Origin of the sequence: Staphylococcus sp. LCT-H4 (assembly GCF_001866145.1) — a bacterium.
GTDB lineage: Bacteria > Bacillota > Bacilli > Staphylococcales > Staphylococcaceae > Staphylococcus > Staphylococcus succinus.
Genome location: NZ_MODY01000001.1, coordinates 1,053,446 through 1,076,779, shown reverse-complemented (window position 1 = coordinate 1,076,779; position 23,334 = coordinate 1,053,446). Strand labels below are relative to the sequence as shown.

Below are 23,334 nucleotides of genomic sequence, written 5' to 3'. Positions count from 1 at the left end.
AGTATTCTAACAATAATTAATTCGTATTACTGGAGGTAATCATTTGACTAAAGAAATAGAAAATAACGAAAATCATCAAGACTTGCGTATCCGAAGCAAAGTTATTAGTGAAGGTGTGAGCCGTACACCAAATCGCGCTTATTTACGTGCCCTTGGTTTTGAAGATGAAGATTTCAAGAAACCAATGATTGGAATTGCTAGTACCTGGAGTGAAGTTACACCATGTAATATGCATATCGATGGTTTGGCACGCGCCTCTAAACAAGGTGTTAGCGAAGCAGGCGCCTCACCATTAATTTTTAACACAATAACTGTTTCGGATGGTATTTCAATGGGAACTGATGGAATGCGCTTTTCTCTACCGAGTCGTGAAATTATTGCCGACTCTATAGAAACCGTTGTAAGCGCAGAAAACCTCGATGCAGTCGTAGCTATCGGAGGTTGCGATAAAAATATGCCTGGTTGCATGATTGGTATCGCACGCCTGAATTTACCAGCTGTATTTGTTTATGGGGGCACAATATTGCCTGGTAATTTAGATGGAAAGGACCTCGATGCCGTATCCGCGTTTGAAGGGGTTGGACAGTATAACAATGGAGAAATTGATGATGAAGCATTGCACAAAGTAGAATGTGCTGCTTGTCCAGGTGCTGGCGCATGTGGAGGCATGTTCACTGCCAATACGATGTCTTCAGCAATTGAAGCAATGGGTATGAGTCTACCTGGCAGCGCCTCTCATCCTGCTGTATCAGCTAATAAAGCTAAAGATAGTCGTGCCGCAGGTAAAGCAGTATATAAATTATTAGAACAAGGTATTTATCCAAAAGATATTATGACTAAAAATGCTTTTGAAAATGCAATTACAGTGGTTATGGCTTTAGGTGGTTCTACAAATGCCATTTTACATTTACTTGCCATTGCACACACTATAGAAGTTGACCTTACATTAGATGACTTTGAAAAAATTCGTAAGCGTGTCCCACATATCGCAGATTTGCGACCAAGCGGTAAATATGTGATGGCACACCTTGATGAAGTAGGCGGCATACCAGCTGTAATGAAACTTTTACATGACAAAGGATTGCTTCATGGTGACTGTCTTACTGTAACAGGTAAAACTGTTGCTGAAAATCTAGAACATCAAGCAGACCTTACAGATAATAAAGAAATAATTAATTTTGAGCAACCCAAACATGAAACAGGACCACTCGTAATTTTAAAAGGTAACCTTGCTCCCGAGGGTGCAGTTGCTAAAATTTCAGGGCTTAGTGTGACTTATATCAATGGACCAGCACGTGTCTTTGACTCTGAATCTGCAGCAACAAAAGCGATTCTTAATAATCAAATCAAACCTGGTGATGTTGTAGTCATACGATATGCCGGTCCTAAAGGGGCACCTGGAATGCCAGAGATGCTTTCAGCCTCTTCAATTTTAGTTGGTAAAGGACTTGGGGAATCCGTGGCCTTACTTACCGATGGCCGTTTTTCAGGTGGTTCTCATGGTCTCGTAATTGGTCATGCAGCACCTGAGTCACAAGTTGGTGGCCCTATGGCTTTATTGGAAGAAGATGATAAAATCACTATCGATGCCGACAATCTAGAAATTAGTTTCGATGTTTCTGAGAAAGAGTTAGAACGTCGTCGTGCACAATGGCAATGCCCTCCTTTAAAAGCGACCAAAGGAACCCTTGCGAAATATGCAAAACTTGTTTCATCAGCTTCTAAAGGTGCTATCACTGATTAAATTAAATTTATAATAATTAAACGATTTAAAAGCACAATCATAAAAACGCTTAGTATAAAGCTTATGATTGTGCTTTTATCTGTGTATTTAAAGACACTTAGGGATGCGCAATTGTTTTTAAAATTTATTTAAATTCATATAAGCATATTCCATTACTATTTAGGAATTGCAAAACAAAATGACGCACAATTATATTATTATGTAATTAACAAAACAAAGCGAGGTGAAAAACTATGTCATTTATCATCGACATCATCAAAAAAATCATCGGTTTATTCACAGGTAAATAATGCTTAAGGCTTATACAAGCTCTCAATATTATAATATTGAGAGCTTGTTTTAATTCCACTAAACACAAATGTTTGCGCTAACATACAAAAAAATATATTTACACACAAAAATAAAAACTTCTCGTACAAAATGCACGAGAAGTTTTTACTATATGAACTGAACGACAAAAATCAGAACTATAACTATTGGCAAAACAAACTTGATTAAATAATACCATGGCATAAATAACTTAAATTTATCTTTACCAAAATGCGCTTTCAAATCTTTTTTGTTTAATAACTGTCCTACTACCAACGTTGTGCCTAAAGCACCCAAAGGCATTAATATATTAGAAACTAAAAAGTCCATATTATCAAAAATTGTACCAGCTCCAAATTGTATACCGCTCAAACTACCGAACGATAATGTCGCTGGTATACTAATAATAAATACTAGAACGCTAGCACAAAATGCAACAGGTTTTCGTTTAGCATTATCATTCTTAGTGAAATTCGACACATTTAACTCTAATAGTGAAATTGAAGATGTCAGTGCTGCAAACAAGAATAATATTAAAAAGATTAAATAAAACCCTGAACCAAAGGCCATTTGATCAAATACTTTTGGCAATACTTTAAATAACAACCCTGGACCTTCTGTCGGTTTATAGCCGAAAGCAGTGATTGCTGGAAATATCGCTAAGCCTGCTAAAATAGAAACTAATATATTCATAGCTACTATAGAAACGGCTGAGGTCTTAATTGTCATTTCCTTAGAGGCATAACTTGCATAAGTAATCATACCCGTAGTACCTAATGATAATGTGAAAAAGGATTGTCCTAATGCAAATAATATACCTTGCATGGAAATATCTTCTAAACGAGGTTGTAATATATATTTTAGCCCTTCCATAGAACCATCAAGTGTGAGTGATTTAATAACTATGACAATTAAAAAGATGAATAGCAATGGCATCATAAATTTAGAGGCTTTTTCTAACCCTTTTTCTACACCCATCATCACAATAATCATCGTTAATAATATAAAAACACCTTGCCCTATTATTGTTAAAAATGGATTGCCAATAATTGCTTCAAATTGTATATTTCCTAGTTTATTATCACTAAACGTTACTATTTGTAACGCTACATTAAATATATATATGATAATCCATCCACCAATAACACTGTAAAAACCAAATAGTACAAATACTGCTAAATTACCATTCCAGCCAATAATATTGAGCCATTTTTTCTTTGTTAATTTTTCATATATTTTTGTTGTATAAGTCTTCCCCATTTTACCTACAGTAAATTCCATCATAAGCAAAGGCAAACCAACAAATATCGTAAATACTAAAAACATTAATAAAAATGCGCCACCACCATATATACCTGCCATATATGGAAATTTCCACATAGCGCCTAGTCCTATTGCAGAGCCTGCACTTGCTAAAATAAAGCCGGTCGACGACTTCCATTGTGATTGTTTATTCATAACGTTACATCCTTTATATTTTGCAAAACTTTATTGCGTTAAAGCGTTTGTGTGAGATAGCATATACTATACCATTTTTCGCACTTGCACTCAATAGTAATTTCAAGATATGTTCTACAGCAATAAAATTTCCTTCAAAATAGGTACTGTTAAGTTAAATTGTATATTCTGTGTCAATTCACAAAACACAATACTTTCAATATTATAAATTGTCAGAAATTTTATTGAATTAGGTTGTATTCTATGTTAAAGTTGCTTGTGTTTTGTGCAAGTAAATCTCCTTGAAATTGAGGTATATGAAATGAATAGACTCGTATTAATATCTGGTCTCATGCTCTTCTCATTTTTCTTTGGAGCAGGTAACTTAATATTCCCACCAATGTTAGGTTATACAGCTCAAGAAAATATGTGGATTTCTATGACTGGATTCGCTATAACTGGCATCTTATTGCCATATATTACAGTCGTTGTCGTAGCCTATATGAACGGCGGCGTCGAAAGTATTGGGAACAAAGTTCATCCTATTTTTGGAACAATATTTGCTATTTGTATATATTTATCTATCGGTGCATTATATGGTATCCCTCGAGCTGCTAATGTTGCTTACGAAATCGGGACAAATCATATTTTACCAGTACACAATCATTTAACATTACTTATTTTCTCTATTATCTTTTTCATTATTGTTTATTTTATCGCTTTATATCCAAGCCGTATTATAGATAACTTAGGAAAATATTTAACACCCATTTTAATTATTATCATAGCCGTTTTATGTATTCTTGTAATTATTAATCCTGATGGATCTATTGGTCATGCCAATGGAGAATACGCCAAGACACCTATTGTCTCTGGTATATTGCAAGGCTATTTCACAATGGATTTAGTCGCTGCTTTAGCATTCTCAGTAGTAATAGTACAAATGTTTAAGCTCAGTGGTGTAAATGATCATAAGACACTTGTGAAAAATGTTATCAAGTCTGGATTTATTTCCGCTATCTTATTACTTATCATTTATTTTGCTTTAGCATATGTAGGCGCCACAACAAGTCATGCAGGGCTACAAGATGGTACAGGTATTTTGACTTATAATGCCTTACGCGTATTCGGACCAGTTGGTAACTTAATATTTGGCGTAATCGTTATACTTGCGTGTTTAACAACATGTGTAGGTCTTGTAAATGCGTGCGCGGCTTTTGCTATGAAAAAATTGCCGAAGATATCTTATAAGATGTTCGTTCTTATCTTTTCTTTGCTCGGCTTCTTAGTTTCAATATTAGGTCTAGACCTAATATTACAAATCGCCGAACCATTATTAACGTTTATTTATCCAACTTCTATTGTTTTGGTCATTATTTCGTTGATTAGTATCTTTATTCCCTTTGAACTGAAATACGCATTTATCATACCAACGATAGTAACTTTAATAATTTCAATATTACAGATATTTAATGATTTCAACTTATTTACGCTTTTAGTACATCTGTACCAAGCTTTGCCATTAGCTAATATACAACTTGCTTGGCTTCTGCCATTCATTGTATTACTACTACTCGGTTTAGTCATAGATTTTTCCATTAAAAATCATAATAAAACTACACTATAAAATAAAAAAGTCCAACGAAGCTTAAATGCTTGGTTGGACTTTTTCGTCTACTTCCTATTATTAATATTATTAAACAAATACCTATTAACATGTTTTATATTATATAAATTTGCTATGATGAACATAATCAATATTATTTAATATTGAAGTATTATTATGTATCAAACCTGACCTGAGCACATTGCAATTTCAAAATTTTATTGTAGGAGAAATGATAAATGAGCCAATTTAACGACTTTTTACAATCTTTTGAGAATGATAAACATAAAGAAATTATGACAGACGTCTTAAAATGGGTTGTAGAAACATTTCCTGAACTTGAAACAACTATTAAATGGAATCAACCCATGTTTACACACCACGGCACTTTTATCATCGCATTCAGTAAATCCAAGCAACATTTTTCAATTGCCCCTGAAGCTAAATGTTTGAATGCATTTAATGAGCGTATCAATGTAGCGGGTTATTCACAAACCAATAATTTATTTCGTATAAAGTGGACACAAGAAATCGACTTCAATCTTCTTAAAGACATGATTCATTACAATATTGAAGACAAGGTAAACTGTACTACTTTTTGGAGATCTTAATTATTAATAAAAAAGCTGTGACAACGTCTCGAAATGTTGTCACAGTTTTACAGTTCAACCTGCAAAAACCTTATTTTAAATATTATTCATAATCTTCAAAAAAGGCTATGATATCTTGTTCAACTTCAATATGACCTTCACCATAGGTCATTAAATGTTTGCATAACTTATATCCTTGAATCTCTTTTTGTTCATGTGAAATATGTTCATATATGTATTGCGCACTTGTTTCATATGACGCATCATCTTGTTCACCGTATTTTATCGTAATAGGTGCACTAATTTGGTTAACCTTTGACATGATATCTTCTACCATTAGCTGGAACTTGTTTAATTCAGGAGTATAGTCTTCAATTTGGTTTAGTTGATTAGTTATTTCCTGTTGCTCTAACCCAATTAAATCCCCCATACGCTGCCCATAATATTTTAATCTATCAGCAAGCCCAGCGTCGTCTTTTCTATACGGTGTGGACATGATTGCAACTGAATCAATCGGTTTGTGCTCTGCTAATTTCAATGCTAATAATCCACCTAAAGATAGACCACAGACACTAATTTTCGAATATCCTTTTTCTACTAAAAACTGATACCCCTCTAATACGTCTTGCCACCATTGATCTGTATCATAAGTCATAAGCGCTTCAAGCATTAACCCATGACCTTTGTATGAAGGCACGTAGCACGTAAATCCTGCAGTGTTTAATTGAGTTGCCAATAGCTTCATATCACGTACAGTACCTGTGAATGAATGTAATAATAATATAGCATGTTCTGATTGGTTGCTTTCCAAAAATATTGGACTTGGTGCTTTAACTTTGATCATTAATTGTCACTCCAAAATTCAAATTCATTACTCATTCTAATAGATATCAAAGAAACATACAAAATCCTATAGTTAACAACTGACTTTAATACTTTTTAACTAAGTCATTAACAATTAAAATGAAGTTACCTATAATGGCAACTTCATTTTAATTATATTGCTTTTTATCAAAAAATTGTAACTCATAGACAGATTTTTCATCATAAGTATTAAAACTATCTATTTTTCCATTAAGATGTAGTTCTTGTGTTTTTCTACTAACGTTATGTTTATAAGTGATTTTCACGTTTAAATCTGATTGATATCCGTTATTTTGAATGGTGTTTTCTATTTCAGTAAATACATCTTTATTTATAGGAAGTAAATAACCTTCTTTACTTGGTAAAATGTTTACATATTTTTCTTGTAGTACATCCTCCGAGCCAATGTATATTTCAATTTTTATATTCTTAGCTGCCCCGCCACCCAAGTTATATAATTTCATATAATCTTGTTCAGATTCACTATCAATACCTGTATTTTTCAACTGTAATTGATTATGGTCACGCGTAATCAATATTTGATTAAAACTAAGCGCTGGCAGAAAGCTAATCTTCATTTGATACAATTGGATACTTACAGACACAAAATAAAATATCGCCATGATAAATGTTCCCAGTGAACCGATTGCCGATATAATATTTATCATAATTTTACACCTCCAATATTTTAATTTATAAGGAAAGATATGTAGTGTAACATATAATCTATTGTTAAAATATAGCAATCACCTTTTCAAAAACAACTTATCAAATTCAATGATAAGCATTCACATAAACATACTACTAATTAATTTTATAACATGCATCCTTTTTTATGAAGTGTTTTTAAAAACAAAAATTTACTTAAAGTTATTATATATTTAATTTATAATAACTCAAATTATATGATATTATAAAATGTATAAATTACTTTTTAAAATTAAGAGGAGTCCTATATGATAATCAAAAATGAATACACACAGCGTTTTACTAAATTGAATATATGTATCATTACGCTCTTACTCTCATTCTTTTACCTGTTTATGTCCTCTTTCAAACCTATTTATGCTGCAGATACCTATGCTTCTATGTCAGAATTAATGGAAAATACCGAAGAGGGCTCCGACTGGATTATCTCAACCGATGAAACATATAGCGCAAACATTATTGCTGCCATACACGGAGGTAGTATTGAAGCTGGTACCACTGAACTGTCAAAGATAATTGCTGACGATGGCAATTATAATTACTATAGTTTCGAAGGTATTCGCTCAGTTAATAATTCCGAATTACATGTAACTTCAACTCATTACGACGAACCTATTATTGAAAATATGCAAGCTCAAATGTCAAATTCTGTAATGATACACGGTGCTGGCGGGAATGAACCTGCTGTTTACCTTGGAGGCAGTGATGATACATTACGTGCAGCTATCAAAGAACAATTAGAACGTAGAAACTTTAACGTGGCACCAACGCCAAGCTATCTACAAGGCACATCATCTCAAAATATTGCAAATAGAAATGCCAAAGGGGCTGGAGTTCAATTAGAGTTAACAACTGCTCTACGCCAATCATTTTTTATTAACGGCAACCTCTCAAGTTACTCCCGAAATGATCCAAGTAATTGGAGTGATCAAATGTATGCATTTGCTAGCGCTGTAGATGCTGCTCTACAAGAAGTAAACTCATAAACATATCTAATATATAAAATCATTTCTTTTTAATTTTTGTAATATTCACACAAATTAGTGCATAAATTTCATCAATTTCAACAAATATTCGCTTTCTGTAATAATGTATAATATATTATGACGTAATTTATAGAAAATGAGGTAATAAAAATGGATGCATTGAAAATTAATAAGCGCTTAATTATGACACCCGGCCCTGTAAGCGTGGACCCCCGCGTTTCTCAGGCTATGTCTAACTCTATTTTAGGTCAATTTGATTATGAATTTGTAGATATTATGAATCAAACAATGGCACTTATTCGCCAGTCATTTTTGACACAAAACAAATGGTCATTCCCTATTGATGGCACAAGTCGTGCTGGTTTAGAAGCAGTCATTGCAAGTATCGTGAAACCAGGAGATGATGTGCTCGTACCAATTATTGGTCGCTTCGGTTACTTGTTTACAGAACTTGTAACACGCGCTGGCGGAGTTGTACATAATATAACAAAACCAATGGGAGAAGTTTTTGATCAAGATGAAATCATAGAAGCTTTAGATCGCATTAATCCAAAAGTTCTTGCAATCGTACACGGTGAAACATCTACTGGTCGTTTACAGCCTATTGATAAAATTGGCCACGCTTGTAAAACTCGTGGTATTTTTTCAGTTGTAGATGCTGTAGCTACATATCAAGGCATGGTCATCCCTGTTGATGATTGGGAATTAGATGCCGTAATCGGTGGTGCTCAAAAGTGTTTATCTATCCCTTCTGGTATCACCCCTATTACATTCAATGATAGATTTAGCGAAGAAATCAACCGTCGTAAACGTGTAGAACTCGGTATACGATCTAATGAAATCACTGAACAAGATGATTTCATCAGAAGTAACTATTTAGATTTAACTCAGTTACAAGACTATTGGAGCCCTAAACGTTTAAATCATCACACTGAATCTACTACATCAATTTACGCTTTATATACCGGTTTAAAATTAGCACTCGCAGAAGGTATTGAAAATCGTGCCCATCGCCATAGCTATCATCAAGAAGGGTTAAAGTTAGCCTTAAAAGCATTAGGCCTTGAAATTTTTGGCGACGAATCTAATGAAATGAAAATGGTTATTTGTGTGAAAATACCACAAGGTGTAGATGACAATGCTTTTAGATTAGGATTACTCAAAAACTATGGTATCGAAATTGCAGGTTCTTTCGGCGAATTACAAGGAAAAATTTGGCGAATTGGAATCATGGGTTACGCCATAGAGAAGCAAAACATTTTAACTTTCTTATCTGCTTTTTCAATTTATCTCGCATATCAAGGCGTAGATAACCTTAACCTAGAACAAGCTGTAAGCACTTTGCTCAAATATTATGAAACAAGCGAATAATCTCCATACACAAAAAAGCAGCCGTTGACTCATAGCGGCTGCTTTTTATTTTTAAATAAGATGTAGTTAATTATCTTCAATCACGTTTTGTTTCGAGGCAGGATAACCAAAGATAAAGAATAGTATAGACATTATAATTAAAGCTATAATACCTGAAACCCAATTTCCTGTAGCATCATGTAGATAACCAATCAAGAATGGGCCGATAGCTGCTATTAAATAACCCACTGATTGCCCAAAACCAGACAATGCAATACTACCTTCACTCGTGCGCGCACGTATAGAAAAAAACGTCATACATAAGCTGAAGCATGCCCCCATCGCCAATCCAGCAATAATAATACCTACTACAAGCAATACGAGTGATTGAGTAAAGAATAAACTAAACCCTAGTAAAAATAAAATCGTGATAATCACTATTAAAATACGTTGGTCTTTCAACTTAGATGCGATAATTGGAAATGTGAACGTCATTGGCACTTGGGAAAATTGATTTAACATTAGTAAATAGCCAGCAGTTGATGGATCTAATCCTCTATCAACGAGTATTGATGGCACCCATGCCACAACGGTATAAAATATCATTGACTGAAAACCCATTGTCAAAGCAACCATCCATGCTAATTTTGATTTTACAATACTTACCTTTTTAGTTTTCTTTGTCTGATATTGAGTGGCAGTAGCTTTCTCCATTTCAGTACCTTTACGCGCTTTGGGCAACCAAAGTATAATGGCAATTACTGCAAGAATAATCCAAAATGCTAAAGATAGTCTAAAACCTATTGGCGTTATTTCTGAAAGGGGGAAACTTAATCCACCTCCTAATCCAGCAGTAAAGTTCATCGTCCCACTATAAATACCTGTAGCTAATCCGATCTGCATTGGAAAATACCATTTAACATAACTCGGTAGCATAACGTTACCAAATGCAATAGCGACACCGAGTAATATTGTCCCAATCAAAAACACATTAAAATCTCCAGCTACTCTTAAATATAAAGCTATAATTAACAGTATAGTAGAATATAATATCGTTCGAGACATTGTTAAACGAGATGTGACCTTTGATACCAGCGGAGAGACAATAGCAAAAATAATTAGCGGTATAGTAGTTAGAATGCCAGCAATACTATTATTAATATCCATGATTTGTTTAATTTCATCTACTACTGGACCCACTGAAGTAAGTGGTGCACGTAAAGTAGAAGCAATGAATATAATAGCTAATACCACGCCCCAATTTTCTTTAATTCTATGTATACGAACCGGTTCTGTCATCTTATACCACCTTTCTTTTTCATCTTTAGTTATAATAATAGAACGAATCGATCAAACATATCTTATTTGAACGATTCGTATATAAACAATTCTCTTTAATTAACTATTTCTGTCGCTTTTTCTAAGACAATACGTGTGCCGGCTTTACCATTAAGTGCATCAATTGCATCATCTAATGAACAGATAATAGATTCTTTACCCAATTCAGCAAATTGAATCGCAGCTTCTATCTTAGGTAACATACTCCCTGCTGGAAATTGTCCTTCCGCAACATAATTTTTAGCTTGCTCAACAGAAATGGTTTCTAACTTTTGTTCATTAGCTTTACCAAAATTCACATATACATTTGGAACATCTGTCAGCATCATGAACGTATCTGCTTCAACTTGTTGCGCCAACTTTAACCCTGAGCGATCTTTATCGATAACAGCTTCTACACCATGGATTGTTCCATTTTCGTCTCTATAAACTGGTATACCGCCACCGCCAGAAGAAATTACAATCGCTTGATTAATTAACGACTTAATCTGCTCTACGCCATGAATCACTAAAGGTTCTGGAGACGGAACGACACGACGGTACCCTCTACCTGCATCTTCGACCATTACAAAACCGTGTGTTTCCTCTAAACGTTTAGCTTCTAATTCGTTAAAAAATACGCCAATAGGTTTTGATGGATTTTTAAATGCTGGATCATCTTTATCTACTTCTACCATTGTAAGTAAGGTTACAACACTGCTATCAATATTTAAAGATTCCAAGTGGTTTTTTAAGGCTTCTTCCATCATATACCCAATAAAGCCTTGTGATTCAGCATTACATGCGTTAATAGGTAACGGTTCTACAATTTCTTTCGCCGCTTCATTTTGCGCTATAATATTCCCCACTTGCGGACCATTACCGTGTGTGACTACAACATTGTAGCCTTTCTCTTTTAACTCTGCCATTTTACGTGTAGCAGCATATACATTGTTATATTGATTTTCATATGATGCTTCTTGTTTAGGTTGTAATATTGCATTCCCGCCTAAGGCAAGTACAACTCGCTTACCCATATGTTTCACTCCTTAAAGTTAGTGCTACATACATACCATACAATGTATCTTTTCCCGAAGTTGATCCAACTTCTAACAATTGGTTCATGTGATATAATGATGGATCATGTTGTAGCACTGAAATTTTCGAACTAAATTGTCCTTTTTGTGCACATTTCAAAAAAGTTTCACCGACTAGCGTAGTAAGCGGCTTTTTAAGTATATGTGCTAATATTTCTAAATTTCGATTCGTTATATATGGATGAATAAAATGAACAAATAACATACCTGTTAATATATCATCACCTGAAGGCGTGAGTCCTTGTCCTCTACCTATAATATGGCGATAATAAGTTTCAACTGTTTCCCCGTTTTCGTACTCTAATAAGTGCATAAACTTTTTCATTTTTTCGTAATCAAAGTCTGTTTGATGATACTCTGAAAAATCGTAGTGCTTTATGTTACATTCAAATTGCTTAATATGTGTAGTGCTATTCCAGTCATTAATTGGTAATTGTTCAACTTGCCATACAAGTTGATATGATGCATTAAGATAAATTGCATTAGGGCCTAATTTGATAGTTTGGCCCTTATCAATCACCTTAAGTAATTGAGCTTTTGTTTGTTGATCAATGACAATACCAAACGGAAAAGTTCCATTTTCATCACTTCCTACAAATATAAGCTCTTGTTTCTCACTTACAATATTAAATCCTTTTTTAAAAATACTATGCACGTAGAACGATTTTCTCTTTTCCAATATTTCCTGGGCAATCTTGCCTATCGCTGTAGCGTGAAAAATCACGCTTTAAAGCCTAATTTCTCAGCGTAAGCTGTAATTGCTTTTTCAAAACATTCTATTGGAGGATGGACAGTACCAGCACCAATTTGACCATAACCAGCTATTTTATGCGCAATACCTGTATTAATTACAGGTGTAATACCTGTTTCTACAACTTTACGTGCATCTATGCCTAGACAAGCGCCCTTAAAGTTCCATGTCGGAATCGCAAAGTTAGGATTTTCACCAATACAAATCTCTGTCATTTCATTACTGATTTTTAAGGCATCATCAAAACCGCCCGTTCCAACAAATCTCGTAACAGCAGGTGCAGCAATCATTGCCATACCACCTACACCAATCGTTTCCGTAATTGCAGAATCTCCAATATCCGTATTAGCATCATCCGCAGAATAACCAGTGAAATATAAGCCTTGTGGTGTATTAACAGGTGCAGTAAACCATTGATCGCCCATACCTGCAATACGTACGCCAAAATTTTCACCATTACGACACATAGCAGTCACTACGGTTCCATGTTCGATTTGACGCGCAGCATCCATCATTGCTTTTCCAGTAGCCATAGCAATATTTAAGAAAAATTGGTCTGTATCAGCTAAGAATTGAATAACTTCTGTACGCTGTGCTTGTTCAACATCTTCTAAGTCACTAATAATTGGCGTCACTTCTTTAAGAAACGCTAATGAAGCTGCAATATTACGTTGATGGAATTCGTCACCCATGGCAATCGCTTTAGCAATTAACACATTTACATTCAAACCATCTTTCATTTGGTGCAAGGCTTTACTTAATACTGGACCTAATACATCTTTCATCCAATGCAGACGATTGACTACTGTTTCATTATAAGCACCAAAACGTAGCACCGCACCGATACCTTCATTCATTTGGCAATAAGCTTCATTACCACTTTCTCTATTTTCAACTACGAGTACAGGCATATTTGCAGATGTTATACCTCCCATAGGCCCCACAGCATTTACATGATGGCAAGGTATTAGAGTGATCTTTCCATTTTCTAATAATTCACGTGCACCTTGTTCGTTACTCGCCCAACCTTCAAAAAGAATGGCACCTACACAAGAACCTTGCATCGGATCAGTCATATTTTCATATTCAATTGGCGGTCCAGCATGTAGCAAGACATGGTCTGTAAGTTCAGGAATTTTAGATTTGGCAGGTACCACATCTACTAAAAATGGCGCTGCTGCAATCATTTTGTCAATAACCGCTTGGTTAGCTTCATCTATTGTTTTGTAACCCATGTTATACTGTCTCTCCTTCGTAGTTATTTAAAAATTGTAGTACTTTCATTAATTTTTCATCACCACCAGCAATTGGGCGCCAATTAAATTGAACCACTTGCGCTTCATTAGATTGAATAGCTTCAGTAAAACTTTGCAATCCAATATTAATGACACTTGGTTTATGATTTATCAAATTCATTATTTTATCATCTATAGTTAAATCCACTGCTTCCACATCAAAGTTCTGTACTTCTCGTTCTGGTTGTGCAACCGTACCACCAATTAAATTAATTGCCGTACGAACCATCTGATCATTGGTATCACAAACGATAGCGCCTGCTGCTTTTAAAGTATTAATTTGTGCATGATAGTCTTGATGATCATGTTCTGTCCCAACCACTGTAACAAGTATTGCTAGAGAACGACCATCTTCACTCACTTTAGCGCGTATGTTTTGAATTGTTGGCGCAAGCTCACTCGCCATATCATCATGACTACCATAGCCAATGACATTATCTAACATAATCACTGCTGTTGATGGATCTTCTGCAGATTTTTCTAACATTTCAATACGCTTAGTCGGATCAATCATTGGATGTGGTCTACCTTGTGTATAGATATCATCACCTAAATCAATGATTTCATGATTACCACCTTTATAAGAAAATCCTTCCGGTGTTTCGCTATCTGAGTCATCTCCCAATGTATCTTTCACTAACATTGCCGCTTCGGAAGCTAATGTACCACCTGAATAATATCCTTTAATACCATCTTGTTTAGCAGTTAAGTTGACTGAAATATTATCCAAAACTTTTGGTTTGAAGTTTGGTGTATCTCCATTAGATAGTTGTACTGACACACGCGCCGCTTCTTCTAACGTATAAGCATGATAAATATTAGGTTCTGTATAGGTAGGTTTAGCTCCTAAGAACAATGCTACTACTGGTTTATCAATATTTCGTAATACATTAAGTACTTTTTCTTCAACTGCTTTAGCTGGTGGTTTAGAAATCACAGTGATCACTTTCACTTTAGGATCTTGATTTAAGGCTTTAATACTATCGAGCATTGTTATTGCGCCGACTTCTGTAGACAAATCTCTGCCACCAGTTCCAATCGCATTTGTCACGCCTTTACCTTCGCGATCAATAATTGTCGTTACTTCTTGAATACCTGTTCCAGAAGCACCTACCACGCCTATGTCACCTGCATTGACAGTATTAGTAAATGCAAGTGGCAAACCATGTATAATTCCAGTTCCACAGTCTGGCCCCATAACTAAAAGACCTTTATCATGCGCCATTTCTTTTAAACGTACTTCATCTTCTTTTGCAACGTTATCGCTAAACATAAATACATTCAAATTATGGTTAAGTGCATTTTCTGCTTCCATTGCCGCATATTGACCTGGTATAGAAATAAGTGCAAGGTTAGGATTTTCTGCTAGTTCTAATGCACGCTTCCAATTCGAAGCTTCATCTTGTTTGTGTGTCTGACTATCACTTTCTGCTTTTCCTTTTAATTCAGCTTCTATCTCTTGGTCAACTTCATCTATTTTCGTTTCATCATCTGTATCAATGACAATTAAAATATCATTAGGTTTAGCATTTTCTAATTCTGCAGTACCTAATCCCGAAGATTTGAAGATATCCTTGTTTGCAGGTGTGCCCATCATAATAGATACTTGATTCACACCTTCAATAGCAGATAATTTATTCGATAATAACATTAATACAATCGAATCTTGATACGTATTTTCTTTAATTATTGTGTATAGCATACTATTCCTCCGTTATTATTCAGCAAATCGATTTTTTCCGTGGTAACGATCATAGTGCACATTATCTGACACTAAATAGTTATATATTTCATCAACAATTTCAATACCATCACTGTCATATTTATCACTACGCAAGCGTCCGCGTTCGCCTGGATAGAATATTTCACCAAATCCTTCTGCAGCCGGCTGTGCTTTAAGTTCGTCTAACATTGTTGAAATTCTAACCTTAAATTGCTCTAAATCAGTAAAGAATGCTGGATTAATGACAATATGAAGCTGTCCTAAATCTCGCCCTTTCGTCAAATCTTTATACATAGATGAAACATGGACACCATGTGGCACACCTAGTAGACTTCCTGCCAAAATATCAACCATCATCATGAGCCCATAACCTTTAGGCCCCGCTACAGGCACAAGTGCATGTACATCTCTAGCATTTGTTGTTGGTTCGCCTTGCGCATTAACAGCCCATGTATCTGGAATGGATTGATTTTTTGCACGTGCATCAAGTACTTTACCCCAAGCTTGTACAGTTGTAGCCATATCAAATGTAATCATACGTTCATCATTTGAAGGTGCACTAAACGCAATTGGATTTGTACCAAAGTATGGTTCAGTTCCACCAAAAGGCACTACCATTGGGTCAGATTGGCACATACTTAAACCAACCATATCTTTCTGTGCTGCCATCTCTACGAAATAACCTAAAGCACCGCTATGAGAAATATGCTTCACACCTACTACAGCCACTCCGTTTTCTTTAGCCATATCAATCGCTTTGTCCATAGCTTCTTTTGCAGCTTGATGTCCCGGACCGTTATCTCCTTCAAACACACCTGTAGAAGGTCCAGTACGTTCAAATTGATAATTAGGTTTCGTAGTAATACCACCCTTAGCAATACGTTCTGCATAATATTCTACTCTTACCGCTCCATGCGAATGAATACCTCTATAATCTGCGAAAGTAAGTACATCAGCAACATCACTCGCAGCATCTTCATTCAACCCAGCTTTAACTAATTTATTTTTCATTAAGTCAAATAATTTTTCTTTTGATATACGCATCTTCATACCTCCTTATTTTTATCATTCTGTAACAATTCACTTTTTATCGATATTGTTGGATTTATACTTTATCCAATGTTAAAAATAATTTTTTCATAAATTAAATATTCAAATAATATGTGCATTAAAAAGAAGCTACTGAGAACAAATCGTCATTTATTATTTATACATACAATTGCCCTGTTCACTTCTTCAATGTATTTAATAACTAGCGTCAGATATTAAGTAGTCATAGATACTGCGCGCTACTGGAATACCACTTTCAGCATAATTCTTTTTAACTTCTTCTTGAATTTCACCTGGATAGTAGACCTGATCGAATGCTTTCGCAGGTTCGATATCATGTAACTCATCTACCATGTCAGAAACTTGCCTTAAAAACTGTGCCTCATCCCCAAAGTAAGCAGGATTAATGACAATATGAAATTGCCCTAACCTACGATATTGACTTAAGTCTTCATACATTGAGGTAACATGTTTACCAAAGGGTAATCCTAATAAACTACCAGCTAAAATATCCACCATCATCATGAGCCCATAACCTTTAGGTCCCGCTACAGGCAATAAAGCAGCTACTTCAAATGGATCTGTCGTTGGTTCACCTTGTGCATCAACAGCCCATGTATCTGGAATAGCTTTTTGCTTTGAACGGGCATCTAAAATTTTCCCCCATGCTTGTACAGTTGTAGCCATATCAAATAGTATTGGATCCCCAGATTCTCGTGGCGAAGCAAAAGCTATTGGGTTGGTACCGAAGTACGGTTCGGTACCACCAAAAGGAACAACCATTGGGTCTGATTGACATACCGTTAGTGCAACCATTCCTTGTTGTGCAGCATGTTCTACAAAATAACCAATCGCACCACTATGTCCCATTTCTTGAACGCCCACCATGCCAATACCACTAGATTGCGCTAATGCTATTGCTTCTTCCATAGCCTCAAAAGCGACATAATGACCGATTGCATTATCTCCAAAATATGTCCCTGATGATGGTCCTTGTTGTGTAAATTTTAGTTTAGGTTGGAGATTATACCCCTTTTTCACTATACGTTCTGCGTAATACTGCATGCGTACAGAACCATGCGAATGTATGCCTCGAGCATCTGCAAATATTAATAAATCAGCTGTCTTATCAGCCTGTACTTCAGGCAAACCAACATTCATGAGTTTCTCTTTAAATAAATGTCGTAATTTACCTTTTTCGACATACACTAATCCTTCTGCGTCCATACTTAACAACCTTTCTTAAATTTCTATATCTCTATTGGCATCTTTTGAATAGATGTATGCAAAAGGTTCATCTAAACCAACCGCATAGGTCGCTTGAGGAGAATAAGCCCCCATAAATATATAATCTCCTTTATCTACAGGTAGCCAGTCATTATCAAGGTTGTACATACCGCGGCCACTTAATACATATGCACCATGCTCTTGCACATGTGTTTCAACGTAGCCATGTGAGGCACCGGGTTTAAATGAAAGAATATGGATATTCATATCATATGCTAACTCTTTTGGTAATAAATCGAGAATTTTCACTTCCTCCATACCTTCATACGGTTCTTGAGTCATATCATTTACATTTCCTGTGACGATGTCTGGCGTATACCCTTCGATAGGTTGGTAACGTTTTTTATATAAGAAAATGCGGCTATCATTGTTTTGATTACTATTTTCAAAAGTCATTACTAAATGTGGCGGTACATACAAATATCCACCTGCATTTAATTCATATTTTTTATCATCTGCATATGCGTTTATATTTCCATATTCTACATATATAAATGTTTGAACACCGTTACCACCAAATCCTTGTGTGTTGCCACCTTGATTTTTTAATGTCACTAAATAATCTACAAAATGCGCTCCAATTCTTGGTGATCCTAAAATTGTCACATCGCAGTCCTCGAAGCCAGGAACAACATTATTCACTAAACCATCTGGTGTAATTACCGCATAGTTATCTTTCTTAATCACTGAACGTGTTTCTAATAAACCTTCTCTGTAACCTTGATTATGATTTAAGTAACCCATAAATATAAAATCTCCTTTACCTTATCTATTTTTGTATATTTAGATATGCTCAATAGCACATTTGATGAAAAATTTAGCTTGATGATTGATATTATTCTTTGTAAGCCAGTTGATACAATACTTGTTTCAAGACTTCTATGCCTTTAACCAAATCCTCTATATCAGTTTCTTCTTCAACATTATGACTGACGCCGTTAATCGAAGGTACAAATATCATCGCTGTCGGTATATATTTAGCAAATATTTGAGAATCATGTCCTGCACCTGATGGCATTACTTTACAATCTGATGATCCAACAACGTGTTCTGCAGCCTTTTTGACTTCGCTTACCAGTTGTTCATCCATTAACGTTGGTGCTTCATCCATCCACAAGTCAATATCATATTCTACCGCTTCTTCTTCTGACACACGCTTGATGCATGCATCAATTTTTTCGGCAAATTGATTTAACTCAACTTGGTTAATATGACGACAATCTATAGAAAATGTAACTTCACCTGGAACCACGTTCACCGTGTTTGGTACTGGGTCCACACGACCAAACGTAATCACTAATGGATCCCCAAATGCGCGGGCTTGATCAGTTAATTCGTTTGCTATTTTACTAAAAGCAACGACCGCATCTTTCCTTAATCCCATAGGCGTTGTTCCCGCGTGATTAGCTTCGCCTTTGAGGTTAACTGTGTAGCGCTTCTGTCCTACAATTCCATTAACAATACCAATTGCTTTTTGTTCACTTTCTAGTACTTTACCTTGTTCGATATGCACTTCAACAAATGATTTTATATAACTAAAATCGTTGTCTACTGTACGATAATCAAATCCTGCTTCATGCATTGCGTCTTCAAAGTTGACACCTTCACCATCAGCGATAGATGATACGTCAGCTTTATTGGCTAAATTGAAGAAGTTTTTGCTCCCCCAAAACGCATAAGGAAAACGACTCCCCTCTTCTTCAGCCAATGCTAACAATTCCAATGACCGTAAAGGTTGGCCATGTTCAGCTTTTAATGATTGCATTGCAACCAAAGCAGCTAACACACCAAACTGGCCATCTAAATGTCCACCTTCTACTACCGTATCAATATGTGACCCAGACATAATTGTCTCATCAGGATATTTACTGCCTTCGATACGTCCTTTTAAATTACCTACACTATCAAAACGCGCTTCGAATCCTTCGTTTTCTAATGTACTTTTTAATGTATGTATTGCATTTGACCATGCTTCTGAATAAAGTAAGCGTGTAATACCGCCACCGTTTAAACCACCACATGATGTAAGTTTGTTATCTAAAGCTTCAAAAGAAGATCTGATGTCCATACAATTCAACTCCTTTTCTATTTCATAATTAATTATAAGCGTTTACATTTTAGTTATCATTCACATTTCTCACAATAATACTTAATACTTTTATTCGATTTATACAAATACTTCTTTTCATTTTTTTGAGATACTATATTTAGCAAAATGTATCTATAGGAGGATTGTCATAATGATTGAAACCACGACAAATTGCACAACCATAGATGGCTTTACATTACCATATACAATTATTGAGGCCAAAAACCCCTCAGCTAAAGGCGTTATTCTTTATTTTCATGGAGGTGGTCTCATATTTGGTCAATCCAATGATCTACCCCAAGATTATATTGATATACTCACAGAAAATTATCACCTTATACTTGTATCGTATCGTCTAGCACCCGAGAGCAATATCGATGTGATTATTAACGATGCCTTGACCCAATACGATACAATACAACAACTATATCCAACATTTCCCATATTCACATTTGGCCGTTCAGCTGGCGCTTTTTTAGCAATGTTAACAGCACATCATCGTAACGTGGATGGTGTTATTGATTTCTATGGTTATTGTCGTATACACGTACCAGCATTTCTACGTCCAAACAAACAATATCAAGCGTTATCGTCACAAATTACACCAGCTATATTAAATCAACTCATTCAGTCGAAACCTTTGATATCTGGACCGATTCAAACAAGATATCCCATTTATTTATATGTCCGAGGACAAGCTCAATGGATGGCTTACTTAGGCATTCAATCTTCGACACAAAGTGATTACAATATTTCACCGAAACAACTCAAAGCATTTCCACCAACATTTATTGTTCATTGTACTGGAGATCCTGATGTTCCATATAGTGAAAGCGAGCATATTCATCGATATATTAACCACAGTCATTTCAAATCACTTTCCTTAGAAAGCCATGATTTTGATAGAGACGTAAATGAAACAGCCCAATCAATTTACAGACAAGCAGTACAATTTTTAGATCAAATTGTCCAAAGTAATGGAGGAGAGGCGTAATGCATTTACAAAATGTAATTGAAAATTTTCAGACCTTTAATAACTTTGCACGTAATGAAGCCAATGGCGGTATTAATCGTATTGCCTTTACACATCCTGAACGTTTAGCCGCATTGAAATTTTCTATGCTATGCCAAAAAGCAGGTTTAGATGTATATTTTGATTTCTTTGGAAATGTGATTGCACGTCGAGAAGGAAAATATCCATCCTTAAAACCCATCGTTTTAGGTTCTCATATTGATACAGTAAAAGATGGAGGCCAATATGACGGCTTGCTCGGCGTATTAGGGGCACTAGAAGTAGTCGAACATTTAAATACTCATAACATTGAAACTGACCACCCCATTATTATTATCGCTTTTGCTTGTGAAGAATCGACTCGTTTTAACGAAGCAACCTTAGGTAGTAAATATCTTACTGGTAAGATGACAAAAGAAGATATGAAATTTATTAAAGATAATGAGGGCAATATACTTTATGATATAGTGGCACCGCTCGCCCAAGATATGCACGGTAAGACAGCTTTATTTGAACGCAATAAAATCAAAGCATTTTTAGAATTACACATTGAACAAGGACCCATACTTGAAAATAATCATAAAGATATAGGCATTGTAACTGATATTGCTGCACCACATCGTTTCAAACTAAAAGTGCAGGGTGTAACGAGTCATTCTGGTTCTACACCTATGCCTATGAGAACAGATGCTCTCACAACCGCTGCTGAAATTATTTTGAAAATCGAAGCATTGGGGCAAGCTTATCATGATAAAGGCATCGTCACTACTGTTGGCCATGCTCAAGTTTATCCTAATACCATGAATGCCATTCCAGGTGAAGTGACGTTACTCATAGATATCCGTGGAAAAGATAAAACAATCCGTGAACAAGTAGTTTCAGAAATGCATCAATCTATTGATGCAATTACTAAACATCGCCGTAGCAATTATCATATAGAAGATTTAGGACAAGACACTCCTCGCAGTTTCAATCAAACGATTGCTCAAATTTCTGAAGAAAAATGTCAACATTTAAATTATGAATACCGTTATATGTATAGTGGTGCCGGTCATGATGCCATGAATTTTGCACCAATTTGTCCAACAAGTATGATTTTCATCCCTTGCAAAGATGGTATCAGTCATTCTCCAAAAGAATCCGTTACTTATGAACAAGTTGAAAAAGGTGTTAATCTCTTGATACACACAACGATTGAATTGGCAAAATCAGACATAATATTAGAAGATTAACATATTATAAAAATCTTTTTTAAAGCAAGTGCTTCCCAAGCGGTGCACTTGCTTTTATTGTTAAATGCATCACTCATATTTACTTCACCTTTTGAAAAATATTGCTATCCATGAGAAACTTATCTCTAGAAAATATAATGATTTACTTTTAAAATGAATGCAGATTTAGCAAACACATCGATTGATAACATTCAAATACGGATAAACGTATCACTATATAATAATTAGATGAAGGTTGGTTATAATGACTGAAATTTGTTTTGTAAGACATGGGGAAACTGATTGGAATACAATTGGAAAATTACAAGGTCGCACGGATGTTCCTTTAAACCAGTTTGGCATTAAGCAAGCCGAAGCATGTTCAGAGTTTCTCTCACAATCATCATGGGATGTAATTATCACAAGCCCTTTGCAGCGTGCTAAACATACCGCTACGATTATTCAACAAAAATTGGATATTCCACTCATTGAACGAGAAGCATTTATTGAAATAGCTTTTGGTGAGGCTGAAGGCTTAGCTCAACATGAAAGAGATATTTTATATCCAGATCGACAGTATCCTAATAAGGAAGCAGCTGATATTGTCACTGACCGTTTTCTTAAAGGAATCCAAACAGTAACTCAGGAATATCATAATCAACGTATTTTAATTGTCTCTCATGGCGCTTTTATAAGCGCTATACTTTATCATTATTCTAATGGAACAATAGGTACTGGCCTGACGAAGCTTGCAAACGGTGGATTAAATACCATTCGCTTAACATCAAAAGATAGTGATGTGGTAAGTTATAATCAAACTTCTCATTTACCTACGAGAAGTTCCACCCACTTATTATAAACAATACCCCCTCAAAATAGAGCCGCGCATTCGCGTAGCAATTTGAGGG

The 23,334-nt window shown here is 35.3% G+C and carries 20 protein-coding genes; 8 read left to right on the top strand and 12 right to left on the bottom strand.

Annotated features, from left to right (window positions below; genetic code table 11):
* Positions 1 to 43: 43 nt before the first annotated feature.
* Positions 44 to 1,744 (top strand): dihydroxy-acid dehydratase, encoded by a 1,701-nt coding sequence (gene ilvD / locus BK821_RS04825; RefSeq protein WP_046836863.1) that lies wholly within the window; start codon positions 44 to 46, stop codon positions 1,742 to 1,744.
* 438 nt (positions 1,745 to 2,182) lie between these two features.
* Here the strand turns inward: ilvD and BK821_RS04820 are convergent, their stop codons facing one another.
* Positions 2,183 to 3,511 (bottom strand): sodium-dependent transporter, encoded by a 1,329-nt coding sequence (locus tag BK821_RS04820; protein ID WP_046836864.1) that lies wholly within the window; start codon positions 3,509 to 3,511, stop codon positions 2,183 to 2,185.
* 301 nt (positions 3,512 to 3,812) lie between these two features.
* Here BK821_RS04820 and brnQ point away from each other — a divergent pair, with 301 nt between their 5' ends.
* Positions 3,813 to 5,117, top strand: a complete 1,305-nt coding sequence (gene brnQ / locus BK821_RS04815) for a branched-chain amino acid transport system II carrier protein (protein WP_071331335.1) — start codon at positions 3,813 to 3,815, stop codon at positions 5,115 to 5,117.
* A gap of 218 nt (positions 5,118 to 5,335) precedes the next feature.
* The gene (locus BK821_RS04810) at positions 5,336 to 5,707 is read left to right on the top strand and encodes an iron chaperone (RefSeq protein WP_046836866.1); all 372 of its coding nucleotides are present in this window, start codon (positions 5,336 to 5,338) and stop codon (positions 5,705 to 5,707) included.
* A gap of 82 nt (positions 5,708 to 5,789) precedes the next feature.
* Here BK821_RS04810 and BK821_RS04805 read toward each other — a convergent pair whose 3' ends face one another.
* A complete protein-coding gene (locus BK821_RS04805) occupies positions 5,790 to 6,530 on the bottom strand; it encodes an alpha/beta hydrolase (protein WP_046836867.1) in 741 nt (246 codons plus the stop codon).
* A 148-nt stretch (positions 6,531 to 6,678) separates the two neighbouring features.
* Positions 6,679 to 7,218 (bottom strand): hypothetical protein, encoded by a 540-nt coding sequence (locus BK821_RS04800; protein ID WP_071331334.1) that lies wholly within the window; start codon positions 7,216 to 7,218, stop codon positions 6,679 to 6,681.
* 288 nt (positions 7,219 to 7,506) lie between these two features.
* On the opposite strand from BK821_RS04800, the gene BK821_RS04795 reads away from it, so the two are divergent.
* Positions 7,507 to 8,244, top strand: coding sequence for a poly-gamma-glutamate hydrolase family protein (locus BK821_RS04795; RefSeq protein ID WP_071331333.1), 738 nt, complete (start codon positions 7,507 to 7,509; stop codon positions 8,242 to 8,244).
* Positions 8,245 to 8,394: 150 nt separating this feature from the next.
* Positions 8,395 to 9,615: a pyridoxal-phosphate-dependent aminotransferase family protein gene (locus BK821_RS04790; RefSeq protein WP_071331332.1), complete on the top strand. Its 1,221-nt coding sequence runs from the start codon at positions 8,395 to 8,397 to the stop codon at positions 9,613 to 9,615.
* Positions 9,616 to 9,681: 66 nt separating this feature from the next.
* Here the strand turns inward: BK821_RS04790 and BK821_RS04785 are convergent, their stop codons facing one another.
* From BK821_RS04785 to allC, 9 genes are all read right to left on the bottom strand, one after another.
* On the bottom strand, positions 9,682 to 10,893 hold the full coding sequence (locus BK821_RS04785; RefSeq protein ID WP_071331331.1) for a CynX/NimT family MFS transporter: 1,212 nt from the start codon (positions 10,891 to 10,893) through the stop codon (positions 9,682 to 9,684).
* A gap of 95 nt (positions 10,894 to 10,988) precedes the next feature.
* On the bottom strand, positions 10,989 to 11,948 hold the full coding sequence (gene arcC / locus BK821_RS04780; protein ID WP_071331330.1) for a carbamate kinase: 960 nt from the start codon (positions 11,946 to 11,948) through the stop codon (positions 10,989 to 10,991).
* A complete protein-coding gene (locus BK821_RS04775; protein ID WP_256201617.1) occupies positions 11,941 to 12,687 on the bottom strand; it encodes an oxamate carbamoyltransferase subunit AllH family protein in 747 nt (248 codons plus the stop codon). The genes arcC and BK821_RS04775 overlap by 8 nt, the downstream gene beginning before the upstream one ends.
* 41 nt (positions 12,688 to 12,728) lie before the next feature.
* A complete protein-coding gene (locus BK821_RS04770) occupies positions 12,729 to 13,994 on the bottom strand; it encodes a YlbE family protein (protein WP_046836873.1) in 1,266 nt (421 codons plus the stop codon).
* Position 13,995: 1 nt separating this feature from the next.
* A complete protein-coding gene (locus tag BK821_RS04765; protein ID WP_071331328.1) occupies positions 13,996 to 15,756 on the bottom strand; it encodes an acyl-CoA synthetase FdrA in 1,761 nt (586 codons plus the stop codon).
* 15 nt (positions 15,757 to 15,771) lie between these two features.
* Complete coding sequence (gene allD, locus BK821_RS04760; protein WP_071331327.1) at positions 15,772 to 16,821, bottom strand: ureidoglycolate dehydrogenase; 1,050 nt, start codon at positions 16,819 to 16,821, stop codon at positions 15,772 to 15,774.
* A 201-nt stretch (positions 16,822 to 17,022) separates the two neighbouring features.
* Complete coding sequence (allD, locus tag BK821_RS04755; RefSeq protein ID WP_046836876.1) at positions 17,023 to 18,054, bottom strand: ureidoglycolate dehydrogenase; 1,032 nt, start codon at positions 18,052 to 18,054, stop codon at positions 17,023 to 17,025.
* 15 nt (positions 18,055 to 18,069) lie between these two features.
* On the bottom strand, positions 18,070 to 18,858 hold the full coding sequence (allE, locus tag BK821_RS04750) for a (S)-ureidoglycine aminohydrolase (protein WP_071331326.1): 789 nt from the start codon (positions 18,856 to 18,858) through the stop codon (positions 18,070 to 18,072).
* 91 nt (positions 18,859 to 18,949) lie between these two features.
* Complete coding sequence (gene allC / locus BK821_RS04745) at positions 18,950 to 20,182, bottom strand: allantoate deiminase (protein ID WP_071331325.1); 1,233 nt, start codon at positions 20,180 to 20,182, stop codon at positions 18,950 to 18,952.
* Positions 20,183 to 20,354: 172 nt separating this feature from the next.
* On the opposite strand from allC, the gene BK821_RS04740 reads away from it, so the two are divergent.
* The 3 genes from BK821_RS04740 (at position 20,355) to BK821_RS04730 (ending at position 23,285) form a co-directional block, all read left to right on the top strand.
* Positions 20,355 to 21,197, top strand: a complete 843-nt coding sequence (locus BK821_RS04740; RefSeq protein ID WP_071331324.1) for an alpha/beta hydrolase — start codon at positions 20,355 to 20,357, stop codon at positions 21,195 to 21,197.
* Complete coding sequence (locus tag BK821_RS04735; RefSeq protein WP_071331323.1) at positions 21,197 to 22,447, top strand: Zn-dependent hydrolase; 1,251 nt, start codon at positions 21,197 to 21,199, stop codon at positions 22,445 to 22,447. Before BK821_RS04740 ends, BK821_RS04735 begins: the two co-directional genes overlap by 1 nt.
* 244 nt (positions 22,448 to 22,691) lie before the next feature.
* Complete coding sequence (locus tag BK821_RS04730) at positions 22,692 to 23,285, top strand: histidine phosphatase family protein (RefSeq protein ID WP_071331322.1); 594 nt, start codon at positions 22,692 to 22,694, stop codon at positions 23,283 to 23,285.
* The last annotated feature ends 49 nt before the right edge of the window (positions 23,286 to 23,334 follow it).